Below are 22,205 nucleotides of genomic sequence, written 5' to 3'. Positions count from 1 at the left end.
GTTGATCGTGCGGCAGATCGCGGTGTCCTACCGTCCGCCATCCGCCGGTCAGAAGCGGCAAGCCTCTTTCGCCGCTGCGGCGAAGAGGCTCGCGGCATGCATCAATACTCGACCCGCTTGTAGTAGCGGCGGGTCGTCAGCGGGTGCTGGCGCAGCACTTCGAGATGGGCGCTCAGCCGCTCCAGCAGCGTGGCGAGGACCACCGGCGAGATCAGGCTGCGGACCTCCGGCGAAATGCCGGGAAGGGCGACGGATGCGGAATCGAGGATCCAGACCTTGTCGGTATAGCGATGGACGAAGCGCTCGACCCGCTCGCCGAGCGGCCGCAGCGCATCCTCGCCCTTGAACAGGAACACGCTGACGCCCGGCTCGACCAGTTCCAGCGTGCCGTGGAAGAAATCGGCGGCATGAACGGGCCGCGTGCGGATCCACTGCATTTCTTCCAGGATGCACATTCCGTAATAATGCGCCTCCGGCCAGACCGAGCCGGCGCCGGTGAAGATATGGTATGGCTCGTCCTTGATGGACTGGGCGAGCTTCGCCGCCTCGTCTTCATAGGCGGCCTTGGCCTCTGCGAGCAGCCCGGGCAGCCTCTTCAGCTCGGAAACGATTGCGTCGAAATTCGCGATCCTGCCTGTTTCGGCGAGCAGCGCGAGGACGATGATCATGGTCTGCAGGTAGAAGGACTCCGACGACGTGTCGTCTTCGGCGAAGTTGGTATAGGTGTGATCGGCCTGCTGGGCGAGCGGCGTGTCGGCATGGCCGGTGAGCGTCAACAGGCGCACGCCGCGTTCCTTGAGGAAGGGCAGAAGCGCGACGCTCTCCTTGGTCGTGCCCGACAATGACGGCATCACCACCAGCGCCTTTTCGTCGAGGCCGGCCGGCGGATCGAGGATCACCTGGGCCGGGAAGCAGGCCGAGACCGGAAAGGTCGTATGGCGGGCGGCGAGCTCGATCGCAGGAAGGGTCAGGAGCTGCACGCCGCCGGTGCCCATGAAGTAAAGCCGCTCGATCCCCGCATCGAGCAGTTCGCGCATCAGCGGGCGGATCCAGTCTGCAATCGCAACGGCGCCCGTCTGGATCTTCAGGAAGCGGGCTTGGTCAAAGTTCAACATTCGGGTCCCTTGTCTGTCAGTAGTAAGCACGCACACGTCCCCACTTCAGGCGGCGGATTGCGGCGCGCCGGCATCAGTCGCCAATTCAATGTGATATCGATCTCACACATGGATCAAAAGAAAGACCGGCCGCTCTTCGGGAATGATGAGAGACCGATCTCACACGCGGATTAATGCATGGTCCGGCCGGCATGGCAAGCCACTTTTTGCAGAAATTTCACGTGATGTTGGAAAGAGCCTGTCGCGGACAGACCGGGAGAGGCGCGAGCGGATCAGCGTCCCGGCGTTCGGGATGGCCGGGAGACGGAGCCGCGCACGACCAGGCGCGTCGGGAACTGCTCCCTGTGCGGCGGCTCGCGGCTGCCGTTGATCCGCTGCATCAGCAGCTTCACCGCAAGCGGGCCGATCTGCGCGATCGGCTGCGCCACGACGGTGATCTGCGGGTCGGTGAACGTCGCGAGGTTGAAGTCGTCGAAGCCGACCAGGGAAACGGCATGCGGCACGGCAAGCCCCATCGAGCGCAGCCCGAGAAGCGCCCCTTGCGTCATCAGGCTGTCGACGGTGAAGACCGCTGTCGGGCGCGACGGCCGGCTGAACAGGCGGATGGTGGCATCGATTGCATATTCCACCGTCGATCGCGAGACGATGATCAGCGATTCGTCCACCTCGATGCCATGGCTCTGCAGCGCCTGGATATAGCCGGCGAGACGGCCGCGGGCAGTCGTGATGCGGGAATCGTCCTGAATGAGGCCGATGCGGCGATGGCCGTTGGCGATCAGATAGCTCACGGCCTCGCGGGCGCCGCCTTCATTGTCGACGGTAACGCTGTCACAGGCAACCTGCGGCAAGGCGCGGTCGATGAGGACGAGGGGCGTTCCGTCCCGGACCAGCCCGACCAGGTGCTCCTTGTTGTCGGCCGAGGTCGGCGCGACGATGAAGCCGCGCACATTGAGGGACCTCAGGCTTTCGAGCAGTTCCACCTCCTGCTCCGGATCCTCTTCGCTGCTGGCGATCAGCAGGTTGTGGCGAAAGGCGCGCAGATCGACATCGACATCATGAGCGATCCGGGCAAAAAACGGGTTCTGGATGTCGCCCGGCATGAAACCGATGAGCGGCAACTGCCCTCGCCGCAAGGCTTGCGCCACGCGATTGCTGCGATAGCCGAGCCGATCAGCCGCTGCCAGCACCCGCTCTGCCGCGTCTCCGCCGACATAGCCGTAACCGTTCAATGCGCGGGCGGCGGTCGCGCGCGACACGTTCGCGGCGCGCGCAACGTCTATCAGCGTCACTGCCTTTGGCGCCACTTCCCTCGGTCCCCGCTGGATCCTGTCCGGCCTTCAAAGCCAGGATGACGCCTAGCAGAGGTCGCCCGACCAATTCAAGAGCGGCATCTGGAAAGCGCGCCGACCGGACCCGCTCGGCCGGACCTCGGCGTCTTTTCTAAGCCGCCCTTACCCGATCCCGGCCGCTCATCTTGGCATCATAAAGCGCCTGATCGGCACGCCTGTAAAGCTCGGACGCGCTGTCTGTGGGCACACACGCGGCGATACCGGCAGAACACGTGTAGCTGAAATCGGGTGAGTCCGGCAGCGGCCGGGAGAAGCGGATCACCGTCAGCATGCGCTCGACCATGGCAAGCGCGTCTTCCGGGCCGGTGGCCGGCATGACGAGGAGGAATTCTTCGCCGCCGACCCGGCCGAAACAATCGTTGCGGCGGACATTCTGGTGGATGCGGTGGGCGAAATCTCGCAGCACGAGATCGCCGGCGTGGTGGCCGAGCCGGTCGTTGATGCGTTTGAAATTGTCGATGTCGAAAACGGCGAGGCAGCCGCTGCTGCCATGCCGGGCGGCTTCAAGCATGTCTTCGACGCGCGCCATGACGAAGCGGCGGTTGGCGACGCCGGTGAGTTCGTCGGTGTAGGAGGCCTTGATCGCCTGGTCGCGATCCTGCCGGACGGTGCGGCCATGGACCTTGAGACGGGTGATGTCGCTGGCGATGCAGAGCATCCAGCCGTTCTTCTGCACCGCCTCGGTCATCCACAGCCAGCGGCCGTCGGCAAGATCGGTCTCGAAGGCGCGATAGCCAATCTTGCCGCGGCGCGACTGGGTCGAGCGCAGCCATTCCTCGAAATTCTCCGTGCGGATGACAGTGCCGCGGCCGAGCTCGAAATTGCGCCGCATCAGATCCGGCCAGAGCGGCGTTTCCTCCGGCTCGATGAAATAGGCCGAGCGGAAGGCGCTGTTGGCATAGCGCAGCCGGTCATCGCCATCATAGACCGCCATCAGCGTTTCCGTCTGTGCGGAAAGATGGAGAAGCTGTTCGATTGTCTCGTCCATAAAGCACCCTGTCTGGTTGCCCCGGCAAGAGATGGCGCAGAAATCCTATGAGAAAAGAGCCGCCCGGCAAAGCAAAGGCGCTTGCCGTGATTACGGAAGCGTCAACATTCCCGCTGGTGATCGGACATCGACTGCCGCGGGATCGGGCGAAGGGTATCCGTGCCTGATGTGTGCAGGCTCGCGCGGGCGCAACCCTTCGCCCTCTCCCTCGCGCTGCTGGCGCTGGCGGTCAGGGCGCGCTTTTTGCTGTCGCCCGCCGGAGGACGCGTCATTGCGCCGGCCGCGCCGGGGATGCGGCACCATGGCCCGGAAAGCCTCCCTGGAAATATTGTCCGGGAGAGACACCGAAGGCCGTCCGGAACACCGCAATGAAGGCGCTGGGGCCTGAGTAGCCGAGCGAGAAGGCGATATCGCCGACGCTTCGGCCGGCGGCGAGCCACTCTACGGCTTTAAGCAGTTTCGCCTGCTGCCGCCAGGCGCGGAAACTCATGCCTGTCTCGGTTTGGAAATGGCGCTGAAAGCTGCGGGGGGACATGGCCGCACGCGAGGCAAGTTCATCGAGTGGCCAATCGGCACCCGGTTCGTTGCGGATGTCCGAAGCGATGCTGCGGAGGCGTTCGGATGCCGGCGAGGGAAGCGACAGCGGCGCGACCGTACTCGTCTGAAGCTGGTCGAGAATGACGGCGGCGAGTCGTTCGGCAGGGGCACTGCCGGCGTCGGCGCGCGGTATTTCCAGGAAGGCCAGGATCAGTTCGCGCAGGAGCGGCGTCGTACCAATCACTGAGACCTGGGCGGGCAGGTTCACGACCGCATCGGGCCGGAAGAAGAGATAGCTGCGCTCCGTCTCCTGCAGGTATGTCACTTCGTGAAGGACACCTGACGGCACGAATACGGCACGTTCAGGCGGAACGATGAAGTAGCCCCGCTCGGTCTCCAGTCTTAGCGAACCGCGCACGATCTGGAAAAGCTGGGCGCGGTGGTGCACGTGGAAAGAATAGGTCCGCCCGGCGGGCTCTGCTCCACCCTGGGCGACAGCGGTGTGCGGATAATCTCCAAATTCGTCTTCCGGCAAATGAACGTTGGTCAGGTTGTCGCGGGCGATCATGGCGTCTCACAGACATAATTTGACAGACTGCCGATAACACGTCGGCCGGCATTTCACTAGATTGATATCACCGCAACACAACTTGGACGTAGGTTATGACATTCGAACTCCGGCACATTGAACTTTCGGATCGTTTTGCTCCCAGCCTTCTGACGAAGATGGCAGCTTTGCGGTTTGCAGCGCCCGCCCTCCTCCTCTGGTGGCAAAGGCGCGAAACGGAACAGGCACTGCAGTGGCTGTCGGACCGCGATCTGGAAGACATCGGCGTCGCCCGCCACGAGATTGGCGAGCTGGCGCGATCGCTAGGACCAATTGACGCGTTGCCCGCGAAGCGGCGGGCAAGGTGATCGCCACCACCGGTCCTCCGCTATCAGAGAGGTAAGCAAGATGCATGACGACGGTTTTTTTGACGATGAGGTCGCGGCTACCTACGATGACGCTGACGGGATCTCGGCCCCGGAGGTCGTCGATCCGGCGGTCGATCTCCTGGCCGAATACGCAGGCGGCGGGCGCGTGCTGGAATTCGCGATCGGGACCGGGCGCCTGGCGCTGCCGCTCGCGCGGAAAGGGGTGGAGGTAGAAGGCATCGAGCTGTCGCGCGCGATGGTGTCTCGCCTTCGCGCCAAAGAGGGCGGCGCGGACATTCCGGTGGTAATCGGCGACATGGCGACAACCCGTGTCGAGAGGCGCTTTTCCCTCGTTTATCTGGCTTTCAACACGATCAACAACCTGACGTCACAGGAAGCCCAGGTCGCCTGCTTTCAGAACGCCGCCGCGCACCTTGAAACTGGCGGGCACTTCCTGATCGAGGTTGGCGTCCCGCCGCTTCAGCGGCTTCCGCTCGGCGAGACGATCCTGGCGTTCGACCGCAGCGAGACGCATTGGGGCGTCGACGAGTACGACGTGGTAAGCCAGAACTTCACGTCCCACCACATCCGGATCCGGGACGGGAACTGCAGGCAGTTCTCGGTCCCGTTTCGTTATGCATGGCCAGCGGAATTCGACCTTATGGCGCGGCTGGCCGGCCTGAAGCTCAAAGCCCGATGGGGCGGCTGGAAAAAGGAGCCGTTCACAAAGGTCAGCGATCGGCATGTCTCGGCCTGGCAGAAGATCGCAGCTTAGGCCCAAGGAGATGGACGGCGAGGTCGGTCGCGATCGTGTCAAGATAGGCCAGACCGATCCCGCCTTTTACTCCGGCCGGTGAGGGGTCGCCGCGGGCTTCATCCAGCTCGGCAGCTCCGTCAGGCCGGTTCCCAACTCCTCGAAGGCTTCCGTGGCGAAACTCGGCACGGCGCCTGTCCAGCGCAACTCGCCATCCGAATTGGAATGGCCGCCGCCGTCGAGCTTGTAGATGCTCTCGACGACATACTGGCCGTCATCATTCAGCCCCTTGATCTCGGAAATTTCGATGACCCGTCGCCGCCCGGTGCGCTTGAACCGGGCAATCTGGACGACGACGTCGACGGCCGAAGCGATCTGCGAGCGCAGCGGTCGCAGCGGCATGTCGATATCCGACATCAGCGCCAGGGTTTCCAGCCGGTGCAGCGCGTCATAGGGCGTATTGGCATGCACGGTCGAAAGGCTGCCGCTGTGGCCCGATGTCATCGCCTGGATCATATCGAGCGCTTCTCCGCCGCGGCACTCGCCGACGATGATGCGGTCCGGCCGCATTCGCAGCGAAGAGCGGAACAGCTCGCGAATGCTGGCGCCGCCGCGACCGAACCTGTCGGGCTTGGTGACTTCGAGATAGACGACATGCTCCTTGCGGATCTGCAGTTCCGAGGTGTCCTCGATGACGATGACCCGCTCATGATCGGCGAAGGCTTCCGACAGCGCGTTCAGCATCGTCGTCTTGCCGGTGCCGGTGCCGCCGGAGATGATGACATTCTTCTGCAGCCCGACCGCCGCCTGTAGCAAGGACAGCGACTCCTCCGTCAGGCTTCCCTGGGTGACGAGGTCGCGAATGCTGCGATGTTCTCTCAAAAAGCGGCGGATGGAGATGCAGAGCCCGGTGCGGGCGGCCGGCGGCTGGATCATCTGCACGCGGGAGCCGTCCGGCAGACGGGCTTCGACGCTCGGTTCCTCCGGCGTCAGGCGCTTGCCTGAGAATTGCGCGATGCTGCGCGCCGCCGATTCCAGATCCTCGCGGCTGGCGAAGCGCGTATCGGCGCGTTCGAGCTTGCCTCGCCGTTCGACGAAGATGTCGGAGGTTCCATTGATCAGGATTTCGGAAACGCTCGGATCCTCGAGCAGGAAGCGGATGGGCGCCAGGAGCTTGTCCAGCGCCCGGGTCAGAACCTGGAAGGTCGCCTGTTCGGCAGCGTCGTCGGAAACGGCTTTCATCAGAGCGGCATCCCGACAAGAACGGAGCTCATGCCGAACAGCGTCACCATCATCTGGACCGCAGTCGGAAAGAACAACATCAGTGGAATGAGGACCAATGCAAGTATCAAGACGCTGCTCATCGTTTCCATGATTTTGCCTCCGGAACGACTGACGGGCCACAGCCAATATTGAAGACGAGCTTAATCCAGATCGGCAAGCAACGCCATGGGGACGCCCTCGCCCGCCCGCCACTATGCGTGCGTGGCTTCCGCCTGTTCTATCGCTTTGAAACAATTGACCAATAATGGAGCAGCTGACGCTGTTCGCGAAAACCGCTTCACAACATGCCTCACCGGAGAAAATTACAGCGTAATCAGCCAGTTAGCGTGAAAACACCACCGTCAACCGCATGTCTGCAGCCGACGCCTCCAAGACAATTGGAACCCTGCCTTCCGTTTGCTTGACGGAGGGCTGGCCTTGGGCGCACTCTTGGGTCTTAATGATGTTGCTCAACAAGCGTTGGCGACCGGGGAAGAAAAGCAGAAGCAGAAAACATCATTGGAATGAGCAACGTGCTGGTTCTGATCGATAGCGTATGCTTGCTTCTTTTCACCAAGGTCTTCGATCCGAAACAAACTTGGGAACGAGGAATACGCAGATGTTTGCAAAACTCAAGACTCTCGCAATTGCACTTCACAAGGACGAACGCGGCGACATGGCCCAGATCGTCCTCGCAGTCGCCCTGATCGTCATTCCGCTGATGCTGCTGCTGCTCGCATTCGGCAAACAGATCGGCGAATGGTTCAACGAAAAGAACACGGCTCTCTCCGACGCCGAGAGAATTCCTGAGCCGGGTCAATAAGCGGGATCGGTGTCATGGACATGACCTACGATCTGACCCTGATGCCAGCGGCGGCGGCTCTTGCCGTCGCCTGCGCCACGACCGCGGCGGTGTTCGATCACCGCCATGGTCAGATCCCGAACGCCATCACCTACCCCTGCCTGCTTGCCGGCTTCATGCTGGCAGCGATCAGCGGCGGCCTTGCGGGGATCGGCCTGGCTTTCGCCGGCCTCCTTGCCTCAGGCCTGATCTTCATCATCGCCTTCGCAGCCGGAGGCTGCGGCGGCGGTGATGTCAAGCTGATGGCGGCGCTCGGCGCCGTTCTCGGCCTCTGGCCCGCCATCGACGTGACGCTCGCATCGCTGATGATCGGCGGCACGATTGCCGTCTTCTCGATGGCGCGGCGGGTTCAATGGGGCGCGCTGGCGCGAAGCCTCGGACTGTTCGCCCTGCTGCTGCCCGCCGGTTTCCGCGATGCCGCTTCCGTGCTGAAGCCGCGCGAAACCCATCATACCGTCCGCTTCGGCGTCGCCGCCGCTCTCGGACTTCTCTGGTGCCTGTTCATGCCTGATTTCACCCCTCTTTCATTCGTGAGGTAACGGCAATGCGCGCGGAACTCGAACACCCCACTTTCGACGGTGCGTTCTGGAGTTCGATCCTGCACTCGCGGACCTTCTGGATCCCTCAGGATCACGGCGCGCTTCTCGGCACCTTCGCGATCGCCATGCTGTTGCTAACCTCGATGCTGTTGCTGCCGCGGCTGTCCGCCCGCCGGCGCCGGATGTCGGAGCTTCACGGCGATATCTCAGGCAGCACGACGATGATGGATTTCGTGCTGGTCACGCCGATCTTCGTCTTCTTCATGTTCGTGGTCTTTCAGTTCACGATCCTGGCGAAGAACCACCTGTTCACCCACTATGCCGCTTATGCGGCGGCCCGCAGCGCCCGCGTCTATTTCTGCCCGGCCCTGCCGATCACCATCCACAGCTTCATCGGCCCCAAGACCTGCGATAACGACGCCGCAGAGGGCAAGGCCGATCTTGCCGCCCGCCTGGCGCTGATCCCGGCGGCGCCCTACGACCAGCTGAAATGCGTCGGCGCCTGCCAGCCGCCGGAAGAGGCGCTGAAGAGCCTGGCCGACGCCTCGGGCCTCTCGAAGAACTGGCGCGCGATGCGCAACCAGGCCCGCTACATGTTCGACCCGCAGAACGTCACGGTCACCGTCGACCGCGCCCCGATGGCGCTCTTTGCCGCCATCAACCGCTCGCCGCATGTGCCCGTCACCGCCAGGGTCGAAGCGCGTTTCCTGCTGCTCGAATATGCCGGCTGGGTCTTTGCCCGCGGCCAGCGGAAGGACGGGCGCTACTACACGATTTCGACGGCGGAGGTGAACCTGCTATGACACCGTCCTTCATCCATCGCCTGCACCGCGACCAGCGCGGCTTCCTGTCTCCGATCATCCTCTACATGACGATCGCGCTGGCGCTGATGATCGTCTGGATCCTGAACACCGGGCAGATGATCTACGACAAGCAGCGCACCCAGGACACCGCCGATGCCGCCGCCCTCGTCCATGCCGACTGGGAGGCGCGCTATCTCAACATCATGGCGATGAACAATGTCGCCTCCTCGCAGGCCACCGTGGTCATGGCGACGTCGGTCGCCTATCAGCTGACCACCGCGGAACTGGCCCTGCGCTCGGCCGCCATTCTGGCGAAACTCGCCGAATATTCCTTCACCGAGGGCTTCGGGCCGGCGTCGCTCCTGCCGCCGCTGCCGCCGATGCCCTATTGCCCCGGCTGGCAGAAGGTCCCGATCGTCGGCGGCATCATCTACGGCGCTTGCCTGGCGTTCCAGGGGTTCCGGGCAACCGAAGCCACCAAGGCGATCGCCTATACGGTGGCGGCGCAGATCAAATATGATCCCCTGGGTCTGATCAACAAATCGAGCGACATCATCGACGCGATGAATGACCTGAACGATTACCTCGTCGAAAGCTTTCCCGAGCGGGTCGGCAACGACGCCTTGCATCTGGTTCGTTTAAACAAGTCGGATCATGTCGTCTTCCATCCGCCCTGCGAATCCTGCGGCCAGGCCGGGGAAGGCGCCGGAGGCAACCTGCCGGTCGACCGTGACGGCATCAATCCAGCCGCTGCCTATACCGAAATGTGCCTTGCCATGTCCTATGGCACCCAGGGACAGGATCCATTCCTGATGCGCGGCGAGTTCGCCAATCGCGGCTTCCCCAACGGCAAGGGTCCGTTGACGGCAGGCGGCGTCGACGGCAGCCATATCCGCGACTGGGTCAACCATGAGAGCGGCATCGACGATCAGCTGGTCGAGTTCTACATCTTCTATGAGGCGTTCGGCCCGAAATACCTGAGCAAGATCCCGTTCAAGGCGATTATCGAGCAATATGCCGATCTCAGCTGGTGGCAGGAACTGCTGCTCGATGGCAGCTTCTTTGTGGCGGAGGAATTCTTCGGCATCAAATTCGGGGTTGTGAACCCCTTCCAGCTGCCGATCGACGTGCCGCCACGTTATTCCGACAAACAGACGAAGGACGAGAACGACTTCACCCGCAAGTTCGACATGATCTGGAACCAGGTCTGTGGTCCGGCGGGCGGGGCGATCTCGGTGACCGGCGTCAGCCTGCCGCTCCTCTCCTTCCCGAAGCCCTACTGGCTGAAGGGACGCATCCCCTTCAACTTCACGCCCTTCGGCGGCGACCAGCTCTCCGACTACCAGACGCTGGCGATTGTTTCCCGGGCGCCCCGCGCCAGGCTCCAGGTCCGGCTGTTCAAGGACAGGACGCCGTCCGCTTATGCCCTGGCGCAGAGCTGGGTCCACAACTACACCGCCTTCGACCTCTACACGCAGGACTGGCTTGCCTCGCTGGCGCCGGCGACGCTCGCCGACGATATCGGCGCGGTTTCCGGCACGATCAAACAAAGCCCGGCTGCCGACAGTTTCACCGGCCTGACACGCGTCTTCGACAATGGAGGAGCCAATGCCTGGGCTGCCGTCAACACACACTGAGCAAGCGGTCGGCGCTCCGGCCGGCGGCCTCATGATGCGGCTGCATCGCGACCGGCGCGGTCTGGCCTCGATCGAATTCGTGCTCGCCGCGCCGGTCATCCTGCTGATCGTGATCTTCGTCATTCACGCGAACAGGATTTCCACCAAGAAGGTCGCGACCATGCTTGCCATGCGCAACGCCGCCTTCGCCGAGGCGTCCGGCCTCAACTGCACCTCGGATTTCTCGAAGGTTTTCCCGATTCCGGCCTTGCCGGCCCTGCCCGGAGGCGACGCGATCAACTGTTCGCGCACGCCCTCGCATGAAGGCGGCGGCGATCCGCAGCGGACCTTTATCTGGGACGACGTGCAGAACACTCTCAAGGGCAATGGTCGCGACTTCGGCGACATGGTCGGCGAACTCGCCGACGAGAAGCCGCAACTCGTGACCGCGACCGCCGACCGCGTCTACAAGTTCAGGGATTCCGACGATCTCGACACCATCCGCAGCATCCGCTGGAAGGATGCGTTCACGGTCGACGACTCGACGCTGTTCATCTCGCACAACAACGACACCACGCGCCGCGGCTACGATCCGACGCTGCGCCGGGAAATCCGCGATGTGGCAAGCGATTCCGGCGATCTCTTCGACGGCGTCTTTCCGGGGGCGAAGTGACATGGCACAGCGATCACGCATCTCACTTCATCTCCTCTCTACGGCCCTGGTCGTCGGGCTCGCCGTGATCGCCAGTCCGGGCCGCGCCGAGATCTACAAGGATATTCGGGTGACGCTGAATTCGATGCTGGCCGGCATCCTCGGCGCTCCGGAACGCGCGCCGCGCGATCTCGTCATCAACGGCCAGCCGCTCGAGTTCACCCCCTACCAGAGCGATCGCAGCATTTCCGATATCACCGACGAGTGGCTGCGGGTGCTGGCCGCCAATACCCGGCCCGCCATGCCGAAAAGCAGCGACCGGGAGGAACTGACCGCCGTCATCGCCGCCAACATGATGGTCGTCCCGAAGGTCAGCCGCATCCGCGACGATCTTGCCGTTGTCGTGCGCTTCTTCGACGGCGACGGCGAGGCTGCGCTCGCCTACATGAGACGGCAGGATCCGAACAATCCGTCGGCGAGAGCGCCGATCCCGGGTGTCTCGATCATGATCCGCCGGCCTGCAAATGCGCCGATGACCGAAGTGCTGATGAGCCGCTTCGACGATGTCGCCGCGACGCTCCCGGCTTTCGCCGCCCCTGCCGATGTCGCCAAGCTGCCGACGTCGCTGCGTCCGCCGGCCGGCGTCGAGGTGCTGAGCGATATCGGCGACCATGACAAGGGCCATATGTCGCGCACCGTGGTGTCGAAGGGCACGCTTGCCGCCGCGCGCTGGTCCGATCAGCGCGCCGACCTGCTCGTCCGCGACGGCTTCACCATCGAAACGCCGCCGGCCGAGCGCGGCGGGGTCATCGCACTTTACGGCCGGCGCGGCAGTGTCGAAGCCAATGTTCTCTACACCAGAAGCAAAACCGACGGCAGGACCGTTGAGGTCATTCAAATCAGGCAACCCTTCTTAGAGGGAATAACACCATGAACTGGAAGCTCATTGCCGCCGTGATCGTCGGGCTGATCACCGGCGTCCTCCTCTACTTCTGGACCGAGAGCGTCAAGAACGAGCAGGTGGCCTATGCCTTCATGCGGCTCCAGCCCGACAAGAAGGTGACGAGAGGACAGGCGATCACCCCGGACATGCTCGCCGAACCGGTGATGCTGCCGGAAAGCTTCGGGGCGCTTGCCAAGCTCGCGGTTCCGGCCGCCAGCGCCTATCAGGAATGGCTGAAGGACCGGACGGCCGCCGCCGACATTCCGGCCGGCTCGGTGCTGCTCTTCCAGTATTTCGACGATACCGACGGCGGCCGCCTGACGACGATGATCGCCCCCGGCAAGCGGGCGCTCACCCTGCCGGTCAACGCCGCCGAGGCGGTCGGCCATTTCGTCGAGCCGGGCAGCTATGTCGACATTCTCGGCACCGTCGACGAACCGGTCGAGCCGGTGGCGCCGCCCGCCGCGACGCAGCCGGGAACGCCCGGGCAGACGCCGGCCGCACCCGGCCAGACGCCCGCCGCGCCGGTCCAGCCGCCCTCGCCGGTCGAGCAGATGCTGAAGAACTATCTCACCCAATATCCCGGCGCCGACGAGAACGACATCAACGCCTACCGGAAGCAGGCGCAGGACTACAAGCTCGGCATCAGCTCGCGCACCCGCGTCGTCACCCGCACCTTCCTCCAGAACGTCAAGGTGCTCGCCGTCGGCGCGGCGACCACGCCGGAAGGTGCGGTCACCAAGGCCAATAGCAGCTATAATCACGTGACGGTCGAAGTGACGCCGTCGGAAGCCGAGATGCTGATCTTCGCCATGGGCCAGGCGAACGGCAGCCTCAACCTCGTGCTGCGCAATCCGACGGACAATAGCGTCGAAGACCTGCCGAGCATCAACTGGACGCGCATGTGATCGTTTCGGGGATTGAGCCATGCTGTTGAAGATTTCCTATGAGGACGGCAGCGGGCGGGAGGTGATCCCGCTCTCGGCGAACGAGACCTATTTCGTCGGCGAAAGCAGCACGCTTTCGCTGCCCGCCGGCGCCGGCGTCGTGCGGCTGCGCGGCAGCCATGTCTCCTCGCCGCAATTCGTGCTGCGCAAGTCAGGCCAGGGCTGGTCGGTGCAGCATCATGGCCGCAACCCGACGCGGGTCGACGACCAGCCGCTGAGGGCCGGCACGCCGGTGGCGGTTTCGGCCGGCATGTCGATCTGGGTGCCGAATGTCACCATCGAACTCGTCGAGCCGGCGGCGGCGCCGGAAGCGGTGACGCAGTTTCCGGACCAGGAGCGGGTGCTGGCGCTGCAGATGGAAATACATGAGCGATTGCTAAAAGACACGCAATATGACCGGCTGGTGAAATCCTCCGATTTCGGCCGCGAGGAGACGCGCGGCCGCATCCGCGAGCGCCTCGACCTGTTCATCAAGGAGGCGCTTGATGCAGCGCCGCAGGATCTCGTCATCCTCGTCATCAAGAACGCCGTCTACCGGTGGCTGGCAAAACGCATCGCCCGCACCGGACGGCGCGACGGCACGTCGAATGCGGCAAGCCTCGCCCGCGAAGAGCAGGACAACCGCCGGCTCTTCGATGTCGGCAAGGCGCTGATCTCGGCGCTGCAACTGAAGCTGAACTTCGAATCCACCCGTTCCGACTTCGCCCAGCTCGACACCAAGTTCGGCGCCGCCTTCCAGGCCCGGCAGGCCCTGTTCAACGCCGGCGACCGCTACGAGATCGCCCATATGCACCTGCGCTCGAATATCGAGGAGCTGATGTATCGCTGGGGCACGATCTCGGAACTGATGGATCTCGACGTCATCTCGGAAATCATGGTGACGCGGTATGACGAGATCTATGTCGAAAAATTTGGCCTGCTCGAGCGCTATCCCTTCGCCTTCGCCAATGAGCGGCAGCTGATGAAGGTGATCGAGCGCATCGCCGTCGATTCCAACCGCTCGATCAACGAGAGCGAGGCGATGGCCGACTTCCGCATGCCGGACGGTTCGCGCGTCAACGCCGTCATCCCGCCGCTCGCCGTCAAGGGCGCCTGCCTCACCATCCGCAAGTTCGGCGGCAAGTCGCGGCTCGACATCAGCAAACTGGTCGCCGCTGGCGCGCTCAGCGAGCCGATGCGCGCCTTCCTCGAGGCGGCGGTGCGGGCCCGCAAGAACATCGTCGTCTCCGGCGGCACCGGCTCCGGCAAGACGACGCTGCTGAACAGCCTGTCGCAATTCATTCCGGTCGGCGAGCGCGTCGTTGCCGTCGAGGACACGTCCGAACTGCAGCTCGACGGCATTCACGTCGTCTACCTGCAATCGCGGCCGAAGACGGCGGAGAGCGAGACCAGCGTCACCATCCGCGACCTGGTGCGCAACGCGCTGCGCATGCGTCCCGACCGCATCATCGTCGGCGAGTGCCGCGGCGCGGAGGCGATCGACATGCTGCAGGCGATGAACACCGGCCATGCCGGCTCGATGACGACGGCGCATGCCAACACGCCGCAGGACATGATGACCCGGCTTGAGGTGATGGTGCTGCAGGGCCAGAGCTCGCTGCCGGTGACGGCGATCCGCCAGCAGATCGTCGCCGCCGTCGAGCTCGTCGTGCAGCTCAACCGCCTGGAAAGCGGCCGGCGCGCCGTCACCGAGATATCGGAGGTCATCGGCATCGATCCGGACACCGGCCTGATCATCGTCGAGCCGATCTTCAATCTCGTCGGCCGCGCCGGCGGCCAGGCGGTGCATGCCTTCACCGGCTATCTGCCGAGCTTCGTCGCCGAGCTCGTCGCCTTCGGCGAAGACGGCGAGATCAAGAACCTGGATATGTTTGTTTGAGGGTGGAACCATGGACATCAGCATTCTGCAGATCCTGACGATCGCCCTCGGCGCGGTGACGGCGGGACTGCTCGTCTGGGGCGCACCGGTGCAATGGCCGGCGCCGCTGCTGCGCGCCACCGAACGGGATATCGCGCTCGCCAGCGAAGCGGCCCAGGTCTTCGGCCGCGATGCCGTGCCGCCCTATACGATGATCCTCGCCTATGCCATCACCGCCATCGTCGTCTTTGCCCTGATCTCGCTAATCTTCGGGCCGATCGTCGGCATCGTCGTCGCCGTTCCCGTCGCCTTCTTCCTGCCCAAGGCGACGATCCGCTATTTCCTGCAGCGCCGCTGGCTGCAGATCGAATCGCAGCTTCCCTATGCCGTCGACCAGATCGTCTCGGCGGTGCGCACCGGCAAGCCGCTCGCCGTCGCCGTCAATGCGGTCGCCGACACCGGCCAGATGCCGTCCTCGCGCGAGTTCGAGCGCATCGCCCGCGAGCAGAAGCTCGGCATCGGCCTGGTCGAGGCGCTCGACCGCCACGGCCGCACCGTGCCGAGCCTGCATTTCAAGATGGTCGACGCCGCCCTCGGCCTGTTTGCCCGCCAGGGCGGCGACATATCCGAGCCGCTGACGGAAATGTCGAAATCCTTCAAGGAGATCTGGAAGCTCGACCAGAAGATCAGCACCTCGTCGTCGCAGGCGCGGATGAACTTCCGCGTCGTCAATGGCGGCGCGCTGTTCATGATCCTGATGATCTTCTTCGGCCAGCCGGAGCTGATCGACAAGGTGTTCGGCAACGCCATCGGCATCGTTATCGCGATCGTCGGCGCCATTCTCTACGCCACCGGCTTCTTCTGGATGCGCTCGATGATGAAGGTGTCGGTATGATGTCGCAAATCCCGCTCGCCCCGATCATCATCGTCCTTGCCGGCATCACCGCGGCGCTCATCGTCTGGTGGCTCGGCGACCTGCTCGGCAGCATCCAGGTGGTGCGGCGAAAGGCCGGCGGCGACGGGCCGCCGCCGAATATCGTCGACAGCATCGGCATGCGCACGCCCGTCGAATTCGTGCTGAGACACTTCGAGCCGCTCCTCGCCGATTTCGGCGCGCAGCTCGAAAAGAAGCTGATCTATGGCGGCCGGCCCTTCGGCGGCGTGACGGGGCGTGAATATATCGCCCTTCTCATCGTCTTGAGCCTGTTCGGCTTCATCCTGCTCGGTGTGCTGTTCGGCATCGCGAGCGGCAGCATCATCGGCGGGCTGGTCGCCGGCCTGATCCTCGGCTTCATCCCCGCCATCTATTTCTGGGTCGTCGCCGACGACAAGATGCAGGACCGCAAGGAACGCATCTCGCGCGAATTTCCCTATTTCCTCGATCTCGTCGTCATGACGCAGCAGGCGCAGGCGACCCTGCCGGAAAGCCTGCGGCTCTATGCCGAGGCAGCACCCGGCACCGTGATGAGCGAGGAGATCGAGCAGACACTGAAGGACGTGGCGCTCGGCACCGGCATGATCGAGGCGCTGCAGCGCCTGGAAGCACGCGTGACGGCCGAGGAGGTGGTGCGCGTCATCCGCGCCGTCATCCAGGGCGAGGTCGAGGGCAGCAACCGCGTCGAGCTGCTGCGCGAGCATGCGCGCGACCTGCGCTTCCGCCGCTGGGAGAAGGCCGACAGGGCCAGTGAAAAGCTGAAAGCCAAGATCGTCATGCCGGCGATGATGATCGTCGTCTCGATCCTGCTTCTGGTGCTGGCGCCGGCTATCGTCGAGATGATGTCGAGTGGGATGTTCTGATCATGGTGTTTTCCTTCTTTCGCGGCAACAAACCCAGCCTTCTGCAGACCGGCCCCGGCGGCCAGAGCCGCAGCCATGTGCTCGACCGGGCGGAAATGTCGATCGGCCGGGCAGCCAATGCCGATATCGTCGTCGACGATCCCTTCCTGGCGCCGATCCATGCGCGCATCGAAAAGCAGAGCGACGGCGGCTTCATCATCCGCCGCATGGGGCTGAACCCGATCATGCTGCGCGGCGAGGCGCTGCTGCAGACGGCCTCACTGAAAACAGGCGACAGCTTCCGCCTCGGCAAGGATGTCGAATTCCAGTTCGTGGAGAAGGCGCCGACCAAGGAGGCGCCGAAAAAGGAGGCTGCTGCCAAGGCAGACGACGGCAAGCCGAAAAAGCCGCTCTTCAAGCAGCCGGCCTTCCTCGCCGGCATGGGCCTCGTCTACCTCGCGGTCGTCGGCATCATCGGCTATGTGATCCTTTCCGGCGGCGGCAGCACGGAGGCCGGTCCGACGGCCGAGCGCATCAATGCCGAAGCCGCCCGCATTCCGACCTGCATCAAGAACGCCCGGCGGATGCGCCAGGTTTCCGAGCAGAGTTTCAACGGTGCCGTCGGCGGCCGCGTCGGTAGGGACGGCGATGTCACCTATGCCGCACTGGCGCTTAGCACCGAACCCGCCGACGACGCGGCGCTGGCAAAGGCGGCGGAGCCGATCGTCGAGGCCTACAAGCGCACGGCGCTCGCCGCCCTCGCCTCTGAAAACCGCGGCAACAACACGCTGGCCCAGAGCCTCTACCAGCAGACCTACGATCTCGTTCCCGACGTCAACTGCTCGGCCGCGCGTTTCGCGCTGCAACGGCGCGCCGCTACCAAGCCGCCGGCGCGGCGGTGATTGGCGGTTCGGGGCGCCTCAGGATGAGGCTCTCTTGAAACCCGGCGCTACATTCTCCCACCGCGTGATTTGTAATGCATCTCCAAGAGCCTGTTATCGGAGCGCGGCATCCTCCAACGTCCCTCACGCCGAGGTGCAAAGCCCGAAGGGGCGAAGCCCCGAAGCGCGCCGCAACGCTGCGGCATTATGGAGCAAGTGCCACAAGTTTCCGATGAAGGCCGATGTTATCTCCTAAGGGTGCCTCGGGAGCGTCGCGTATGGTCGAAGTCGTAGACGAATTGGAAGCGAACCTGGGTGAGATCGATGCCCGGATCGAGGATCTGCTCAGCACGCCACGCCAGTGGGTTCCAAATTCCGAAACGGACCTTCCTTCGAATAAAGCCGTTCTTCCATGGGGCGGCAACAGACCTTTGCGTTGACCGCTTCGCGGCTCCAGTTCCGTTGCAGGCGGCACCCTTGTGAATCGTCGCCATATGAGCGTCTCAGTGGTATCATGAACCGGCACGGTCGCGGTGTCGGGCAGCCGGATGGTGCATGTCGCGTCAATCGCCTGGGCTTCATTCGGCGCATCTCCTGAGGGGAGACAGCCATGGCAACCGCAAGAGCAGAGCGGCGGCTGGCCGCGATCCTGGCCGCTGACGTCGTCGGCTATTCCCGCCTCGTCGAACATGACGAGACTGGGACGTTGTCGGCCCTCAAGGTTCTGCGTCGGGAGGTGATCGATCCGCTGCTGACCGAGCATCAGGGCCGTATCGTCAAGCTGATGGGCGACGGTGCGCTCGTGGAGTTCGGCTCGGTCGTCGATGCCGTCGCGTGCGCGGTCGCGATCCAGAAGGGGGTTGCCGAGAACCAGGCCGATATCCCGACGGAGCGACGCATCGTCTTCCGGATCGGCGTCAATCTGGGTGATGTGGTCCACGAGCTCGATGGGGATCTCTACGGCGATGGCGTGAACATCGCGGCCCGCCTCCAGACCTTGGCGGATCCGGGCGGCATTTGCATTTCCGGCACGGCCTACGATCACCTCCCGGGCAAGCTTGACTGCGACTACGAATACCTCGGCGAGCGCGCGCTGAAGAATATGGAAAGGCCGGTGCGACTGTACCGCCCCCTTCAGGAAAGGACGGCCGCAGGAACGGCATCGTTGAGGTCTGCACTTCCGGAGCGGCCATCCATTGCCGTGCTGCCGTTCAACGCCCTGAGCGCCGAACCGGAGCAGGACTTCTTCAGCGATGGGCTGACCGAGGACATCACCACCGCGCTATCCAAGCTCAAGGGCTTCTTCGTGATCGCCCGCAACACGATGTTCACCTACAAGGGAAAGCCCGTGGATGTGCGCGCAATCGGGCACGAACTCGGGGTCCGCTATGTTCTCGAGGGGAGTGTCCGCAAGTCCGGCAGCCGGATGAGGGTGACCGCGCAGCTCATCGATGCGGCCTCCGACGTCCATCTCTGGGCCGAGAGGTACGACGGCGACCTCGGCGACATCTTCGCCATTCAGGACGAAATTACCGCAAGCGTCGTCGGCCGCATCGGGCCGGAACTCCTGGCGGCGGAGCATGCTCGCGAAAGCCCCAAGCCGCATCATGGCCTTGATGCCTGGGAATGTGTCGTGCGGGCGGTGTTCCTGTGTTCCCAACTATCTGAGGAGAGCAGCAGGAAGATGCTCCCGCTGCTCGATCGGGCAATCGAACTGGCCCCCGGCTATGCCCAGGCGCTCGCCATGAAAGGTTGGATTACCATGTGGCGCGCGTTCCAGGGGTGGGAGGACATGGGATATGCCTTGGGCCTTGCCAGGGATGTCGTTCAACAAGCCATGGCCGCGGACGATAAGGAACCGTGGACTTACCTTGCGCAGGCGATGATAGCCTTTGGGACGCGCGACAATGTCCTGGCGGTGGCAGCGATCAGCCAGGCTGTCGCGATCAACCCCAACTCCGCGTTTGCACACGGCCAGTTGGGACTTGCGCATGCCAACGGGGGCCGCGCGGCGGACGCCATTCGTTGCATCGACTACGCCCTCAGACTGAGCCCGCGCGAGGCCTTTCTCGGCGACTTTCAGTTTTACTACGCCATGGCTCATTTCCAGGGCGCGAATTACGAACTTGGATTGAGTTACGCACGGGAGGCGCATCGATTGCGGTCCGGCCATGCGGTTCCGCTGATCATTGGCACGGCCTGTGCCGGACTTCTCGACAACCGGGAGGCTGCCATGGACTTGCTCGGACGGCTTAAATCGCTGGTTCCTGATATCTCACGGGACGCGGTCGGAGCAACATCTTCTTTCGTCCGCGCCGAGGATCGGGCGCGTCTGATCGAAGGACTTACCCGTGCCGGCCTGAATTGACGGGTCGGATTGTCCTCGAGAACCGATGGTGGCGTTTGCTACCGAATGCCGCAACGCTGCTTCTTGCAGGTAACAATGGCTGAGCACCCGCCTCGTCCTTCGAGGCCCCCTGCGGGGCAACTCATGATGAGGCTCTCTTGAACCCCGGCGCTGCGGTCCGGCGGGGAGGCCGCTGCACATGCGCAGAGTATCTGGCAGCCGCGCCGACTCTGGCATAAATTGATTTCATCAAGGGAGGCACCATGATGCAGAGGAACGCGCCGGACTTCAGCCTTGAGGGCAAAGTGACTTTGGTAACAGGCGCGAGCCGTGGCATCGGGCGAGCTTGCGCGCTTGCCTGTGCCGCGGCAGGCTCCGATATTGTCTTGGGGGTCCGTGACGTCGCAGCCTCGGCGGACCTGGTCGCCGAGCTCGAGGGCACGGGACGAAAAGTCCTCGCTGTTGAACTGGAAATTCCCAACAAAGCCCATATCGCACAAGCCGTCGACGCGGCGTTGACGACGTTTGATCGGATCGACGTCCTCGTCAACAATGTCGGCGTGGCTCCCGGCAATCTCGCCGAGCTCGTCGAGGAGAAGGACCTCGACGAGATCCTCGATGTCAACGTCAAGGGCACCTTCCTGATGACCCAGGCGGTCGGGCGCCAGATGATCAAGCAGAATGGCGGCCGGATCATCAGCATCAGCTCACAGGCCGGCACCGTGGCCCTGCGCGGCGAGGCCATCTATTGCATGAGCAAGGCGGCCATCAATCACCTCTCGCGCTGCCTTGCGGCCGAGTGGGCACGCTACAATATCACCGTCAACACCGTATCGCCGACCTTCATCCATACGGATGGCACGGCACCCTTTCTATCCGACGCCGCCAATCGCCAAGCGACGCTCGATCACATTCCCCTCGGCCGGATCGGTGAAACCGATGATGTCGTGGGCGCCGTCGTCTTCCTGGCATCGCCGGCTGCGAGCCTGATCACCGGCGCGAACCTGCTGGTGGACGGTGGCTGGTCCGTCGCCTGAGGCAAGGCCACATCGCCGGCAATTGTAATGCGACTTATGGCGCTTTTGGAAGCCGCTGAAGATGCCCGGTAAAAGCCTCCGAGCCGATCCTCGCAGCGGCATCTAGCTGACGATTTCGAAGCAAAAATCAATAAAGGCGCGAACCTTGGCCGGCACATGATGGCGGGAGGTGTAGAAGCAGTGCAACGGAAAGGTCTCATCGGGCCAATCGGGATAGAGAGCGACCAACTGGCCACTGTCAAGATAGGGCTTCATTCCGAGCGAGAAGACCTGGGCAATCCCGATCCCGGCGAGACAGGTGGCAAGGGCCGTACCGGCATCATTGACGAGGATGCGCCCATGCGTTTGGATCGGCACCACCTTCTTTCCGCGCCGCAACTCCCATTCGAAAGGCCTGCCCGTCAAGGGGTCCTCATACTGGATGCAGGTATGATCGGTCAGGTCGGCAGGCAGCGTCGGCGTGCCATGCCGTGCGAGATAGGACGGCGCGGCAACCGTGATCACCCTCGTGCGAAAGAGTTGCCGGGCAATCAGCGAGCTCTTGGCCGGGATTTCGCCGAAGCGCACCGCCACATCCATGCCGTCGGCGACAAGATCGCCGATCTCGTTCCTTGTAACCACCTCGAGCTGAAGATCGGGATAGCGGTCGAGAAAGGTGCCGAGCTTCGGCGCGAGGATCAGCCGCGAAAAATAGGGATCTACATTGATCCGCAGCCTCCCGCGCACCGTCTGCGTCGTCCCGGCCGCATAGGCAGCGGCTTCTTCGATGCCACCGAGTAACGGCACGACCTGCTCGTAGAAACGCGTGCCGTCATCGGTGAGCCTCAGGGAACGGGTCGTCCGCTCGAGCAGCCGCACGCCGATACGGCTCTCAAGTCGCGCCACCGCCCGGCTGACTCCGGAAGGTGTCAGCCCCAGCGCCTCGCCTGCCCTCACGAAACTGCCGCTCTCAACGACGGCGGCAAGCACGCTGACCCCATTCAGCAATCGTCCGTCGAACATCATTCGGTTCCTGATATTTTG

At 63.5% G+C, this 22,205-nt stretch carries 23 protein-coding genes; 16 read left to right on the top strand and 7 right to left on the bottom strand.

The window, feature by feature from the left end:
• Positions 1-101: 101 nt before the first annotated feature.
• The 4 genes from J7U39_RS23450 to J7U39_RS23435 all read right to left on the bottom strand — a co-directional run bounded on the left by J7U39_RS23450 (position 102) and on the right by J7U39_RS23435 (position 4,557).
• On the bottom strand, positions 102-1,115 hold the full coding sequence (locus J7U39_RS23450; RefSeq protein WP_210632212.1) for an SIS domain-containing protein: 1,014 nt from the start codon (positions 1,113-1,115) through the stop codon (positions 102-104).
• A gap of 272 nt (positions 1,116-1,387) precedes the next feature.
• Positions 1,388-2,419, bottom strand: coding sequence for a LacI family DNA-binding transcriptional regulator (locus J7U39_RS23445; RefSeq protein ID WP_210632211.1), 1,032 nt, complete (start codon positions 2,417-2,419; stop codon positions 1,388-1,390).
• Positions 2,420-2,555: 136 nt separating this feature from the next.
• Positions 2,556-3,452: a GGDEF domain-containing protein gene (locus J7U39_RS23440; RefSeq protein ID WP_210632210.1), complete on the bottom strand. Its 897-nt coding sequence runs from the start codon at positions 3,450-3,452 to the stop codon at positions 2,556-2,558.
• A gap of 268 nt (positions 3,453-3,720) precedes the next feature.
• Positions 3,721-4,557 (bottom strand): helix-turn-helix transcriptional regulator, encoded by an 837-nt coding sequence (locus J7U39_RS23435; RefSeq protein WP_210632209.1) that lies wholly within the window; start codon positions 4,555-4,557, stop codon positions 3,721-3,723.
• A 95-nt stretch (positions 4,558-4,652) separates the two neighbouring features.
• Here J7U39_RS23435 and J7U39_RS23430 point away from each other — a divergent pair, with 95 nt between their 5' ends.
• Both J7U39_RS23430 and J7U39_RS23425 read left to right on the top strand, forming a co-directional pair.
• Complete coding sequence (locus J7U39_RS23430; RefSeq protein ID WP_210632208.1) at positions 4,653-4,904, top strand: DUF1127 domain-containing protein; 252 nt, start codon at positions 4,653-4,655, stop codon at positions 4,902-4,904.
• Between the two features lie 40 nt (positions 4,905-4,944).
• The gene (locus J7U39_RS23425; RefSeq protein ID WP_210632641.1) at positions 4,945-5,679 is read left to right on the top strand and encodes a class I SAM-dependent methyltransferase; all 735 of its coding nucleotides are present in this window, start codon (positions 4,945-4,947) and stop codon (positions 5,677-5,679) included.
• 66 nt (positions 5,680-5,745) lie between these two features.
• Here the strand turns inward: J7U39_RS23425 and J7U39_RS23420 are convergent, their stop codons facing one another.
• Together J7U39_RS23420 and J7U39_RS32200 are read right to left on the bottom strand one after the other, a co-directional pair.
• Positions 5,746-6,900, bottom strand: coding sequence for an ATPase, T2SS/T4P/T4SS family (locus J7U39_RS23420; RefSeq protein ID WP_246717755.1), 1,155 nt, complete (start codon positions 6,898-6,900; stop codon positions 5,746-5,748).
• Entirely contained in the window at positions 6,900-7,031 is a 132-nt protein-coding gene (locus tag J7U39_RS32200; protein WP_257784635.1) for a hypothetical protein, read from the bottom strand. Before J7U39_RS32200 ends, J7U39_RS23420 begins: the two co-directional genes overlap by 1 nt.
• 509 nt (positions 7,032-7,540) lie before the next feature.
• On the opposite strand from J7U39_RS32200, the gene J7U39_RS23415 reads away from it, so the two are divergent.
• From J7U39_RS23415 to J7U39_RS23350, 14 genes are all read left to right on the top strand, one after another.
• A complete protein-coding gene (locus tag J7U39_RS23415; protein WP_064808298.1) occupies positions 7,541-7,744 on the top strand; it encodes a hypothetical protein in 204 nt (67 codons plus the stop codon).
• Between the two features lie 14 nt (positions 7,745-7,758).
• The gene (locus J7U39_RS23410) at positions 7,759-8,322 is read left to right on the top strand and encodes an A24 family peptidase (protein ID WP_210632639.1); all 564 of its coding nucleotides are present in this window, start codon (positions 7,759-7,761) and stop codon (positions 8,320-8,322) included.
• A 5-nt stretch (positions 8,323-8,327) separates the two neighbouring features.
• Positions 8,328-9,125, top strand: a complete 798-nt coding sequence (locus J7U39_RS23405) for a TadE/TadG family type IV pilus assembly protein (RefSeq protein WP_210632638.1) — start codon at positions 8,328-8,330, stop codon at positions 9,123-9,125.
• Positions 9,122-10,762, top strand: a complete 1,641-nt coding sequence (locus J7U39_RS23400; protein ID WP_210632637.1) for a Tad domain-containing protein — start codon at positions 9,122-9,124, stop codon at positions 10,760-10,762. The genes J7U39_RS23405 and J7U39_RS23400 overlap by 4 nt, the downstream gene beginning before the upstream one ends.
• A complete protein-coding gene (locus tag J7U39_RS23395; RefSeq protein ID WP_210632636.1) occupies positions 10,734-11,414 on the top strand; it encodes a pilus assembly protein in 681 nt (226 codons plus the stop codon). The genes J7U39_RS23400 and J7U39_RS23395 overlap by 29 nt, the downstream gene beginning before the upstream one ends.
• 1 nt (position 11,415) lies before the next feature.
• The gene (locus J7U39_RS23390) at positions 11,416-12,327 is read left to right on the top strand and encodes a hypothetical protein (RefSeq protein ID WP_210632635.1); all 912 of its coding nucleotides are present in this window, start codon (positions 11,416-11,418) and stop codon (positions 12,325-12,327) included.
• Positions 12,324-13,244, top strand: a complete 921-nt coding sequence (locus tag J7U39_RS23385; protein ID WP_210632634.1) for an RcpC/CpaB family pilus assembly protein — start codon at positions 12,324-12,326, stop codon at positions 13,242-13,244. Before J7U39_RS23390 ends, J7U39_RS23385 begins: the two co-directional genes overlap by 4 nt.
• 19 nt (positions 13,245-13,263) lie before the next feature.
• Positions 13,264-15,162 carry an ATPase, T2SS/T4P/T4SS family gene (locus J7U39_RS23380; protein ID WP_210632633.1) on the top strand — a complete coding sequence of 633 codons (1,899 nt, stop codon included), beginning with the start codon at positions 13,264-13,266 and terminating at the stop codon, positions 15,160-15,162.
• A 10-nt stretch (positions 15,163-15,172) separates the two neighbouring features.
• Positions 15,173-16,036 carry a type II secretion system F family protein gene (locus J7U39_RS23375; RefSeq protein WP_210632632.1) on the top strand — a complete coding sequence of 288 codons (864 nt, stop codon included), beginning with the start codon at positions 15,173-15,175 and terminating at the stop codon, positions 16,034-16,036.
• Positions 16,033-16,938 carry a type II secretion system F family protein gene (locus tag J7U39_RS23370; RefSeq protein ID WP_210632631.1) on the top strand — a complete coding sequence of 302 codons (906 nt, stop codon included), beginning with the start codon at positions 16,033-16,035 and terminating at the stop codon, positions 16,936-16,938. Before J7U39_RS23375 ends, J7U39_RS23370 begins: the two co-directional genes overlap by 4 nt.
• A gap of 2 nt (positions 16,939-16,940) precedes the next feature.
• Complete coding sequence (locus J7U39_RS23365; RefSeq protein WP_210632630.1) at positions 16,941-17,819, top strand: FHA domain-containing protein; 879 nt, start codon at positions 16,941-16,943, stop codon at positions 17,817-17,819.
• A gap of 257 nt (positions 17,820-18,076) precedes the next feature.
• Positions 18,077-18,238: a hypothetical protein gene (locus J7U39_RS23360; RefSeq protein WP_210632629.1), complete on the top strand. Its 162-nt coding sequence runs from the start codon at positions 18,077-18,079 to the stop codon at positions 18,236-18,238.
• Between the two features lie 170 nt (positions 18,239-18,408).
• Positions 18,409-20,166, top strand: a complete 1,758-nt coding sequence (locus tag J7U39_RS23355) for an adenylate/guanylate cyclase domain-containing protein (RefSeq protein ID WP_210632628.1) — start codon at positions 18,409-18,411, stop codon at positions 20,164-20,166.
• Positions 20,167-20,411: 245 nt separating this feature from the next.
• A complete protein-coding gene (locus J7U39_RS23350; protein ID WP_097598957.1) occupies positions 20,412-21,182 on the top strand; it encodes a glucose 1-dehydrogenase in 771 nt (256 codons plus the stop codon).
• 102 nt (positions 21,183-21,284) lie between these two features.
• Here J7U39_RS23350 and J7U39_RS23345 read toward each other — a convergent pair whose 3' ends face one another.
• On the bottom strand, positions 21,285-22,184 hold the full coding sequence (locus J7U39_RS23345; protein ID WP_210632627.1) for a LysR family transcriptional regulator: 900 nt from the start codon (positions 22,182-22,184) through the stop codon (positions 21,285-21,287).
• Positions 22,185-22,205: the final 21 nt, after the last annotated feature.

It is taken from the genome of Rhizobium sp. NLR16a (assembly GCF_017948245.1).
Classification (GTDB): domain Bacteria; phylum Pseudomonadota; class Alphaproteobacteria; order Rhizobiales; family Rhizobiaceae; genus Rhizobium.
Note: the sequence above shows the minus strand (reverse complement) of the source record. Positions and strands in the feature narration are given on the sequence as shown.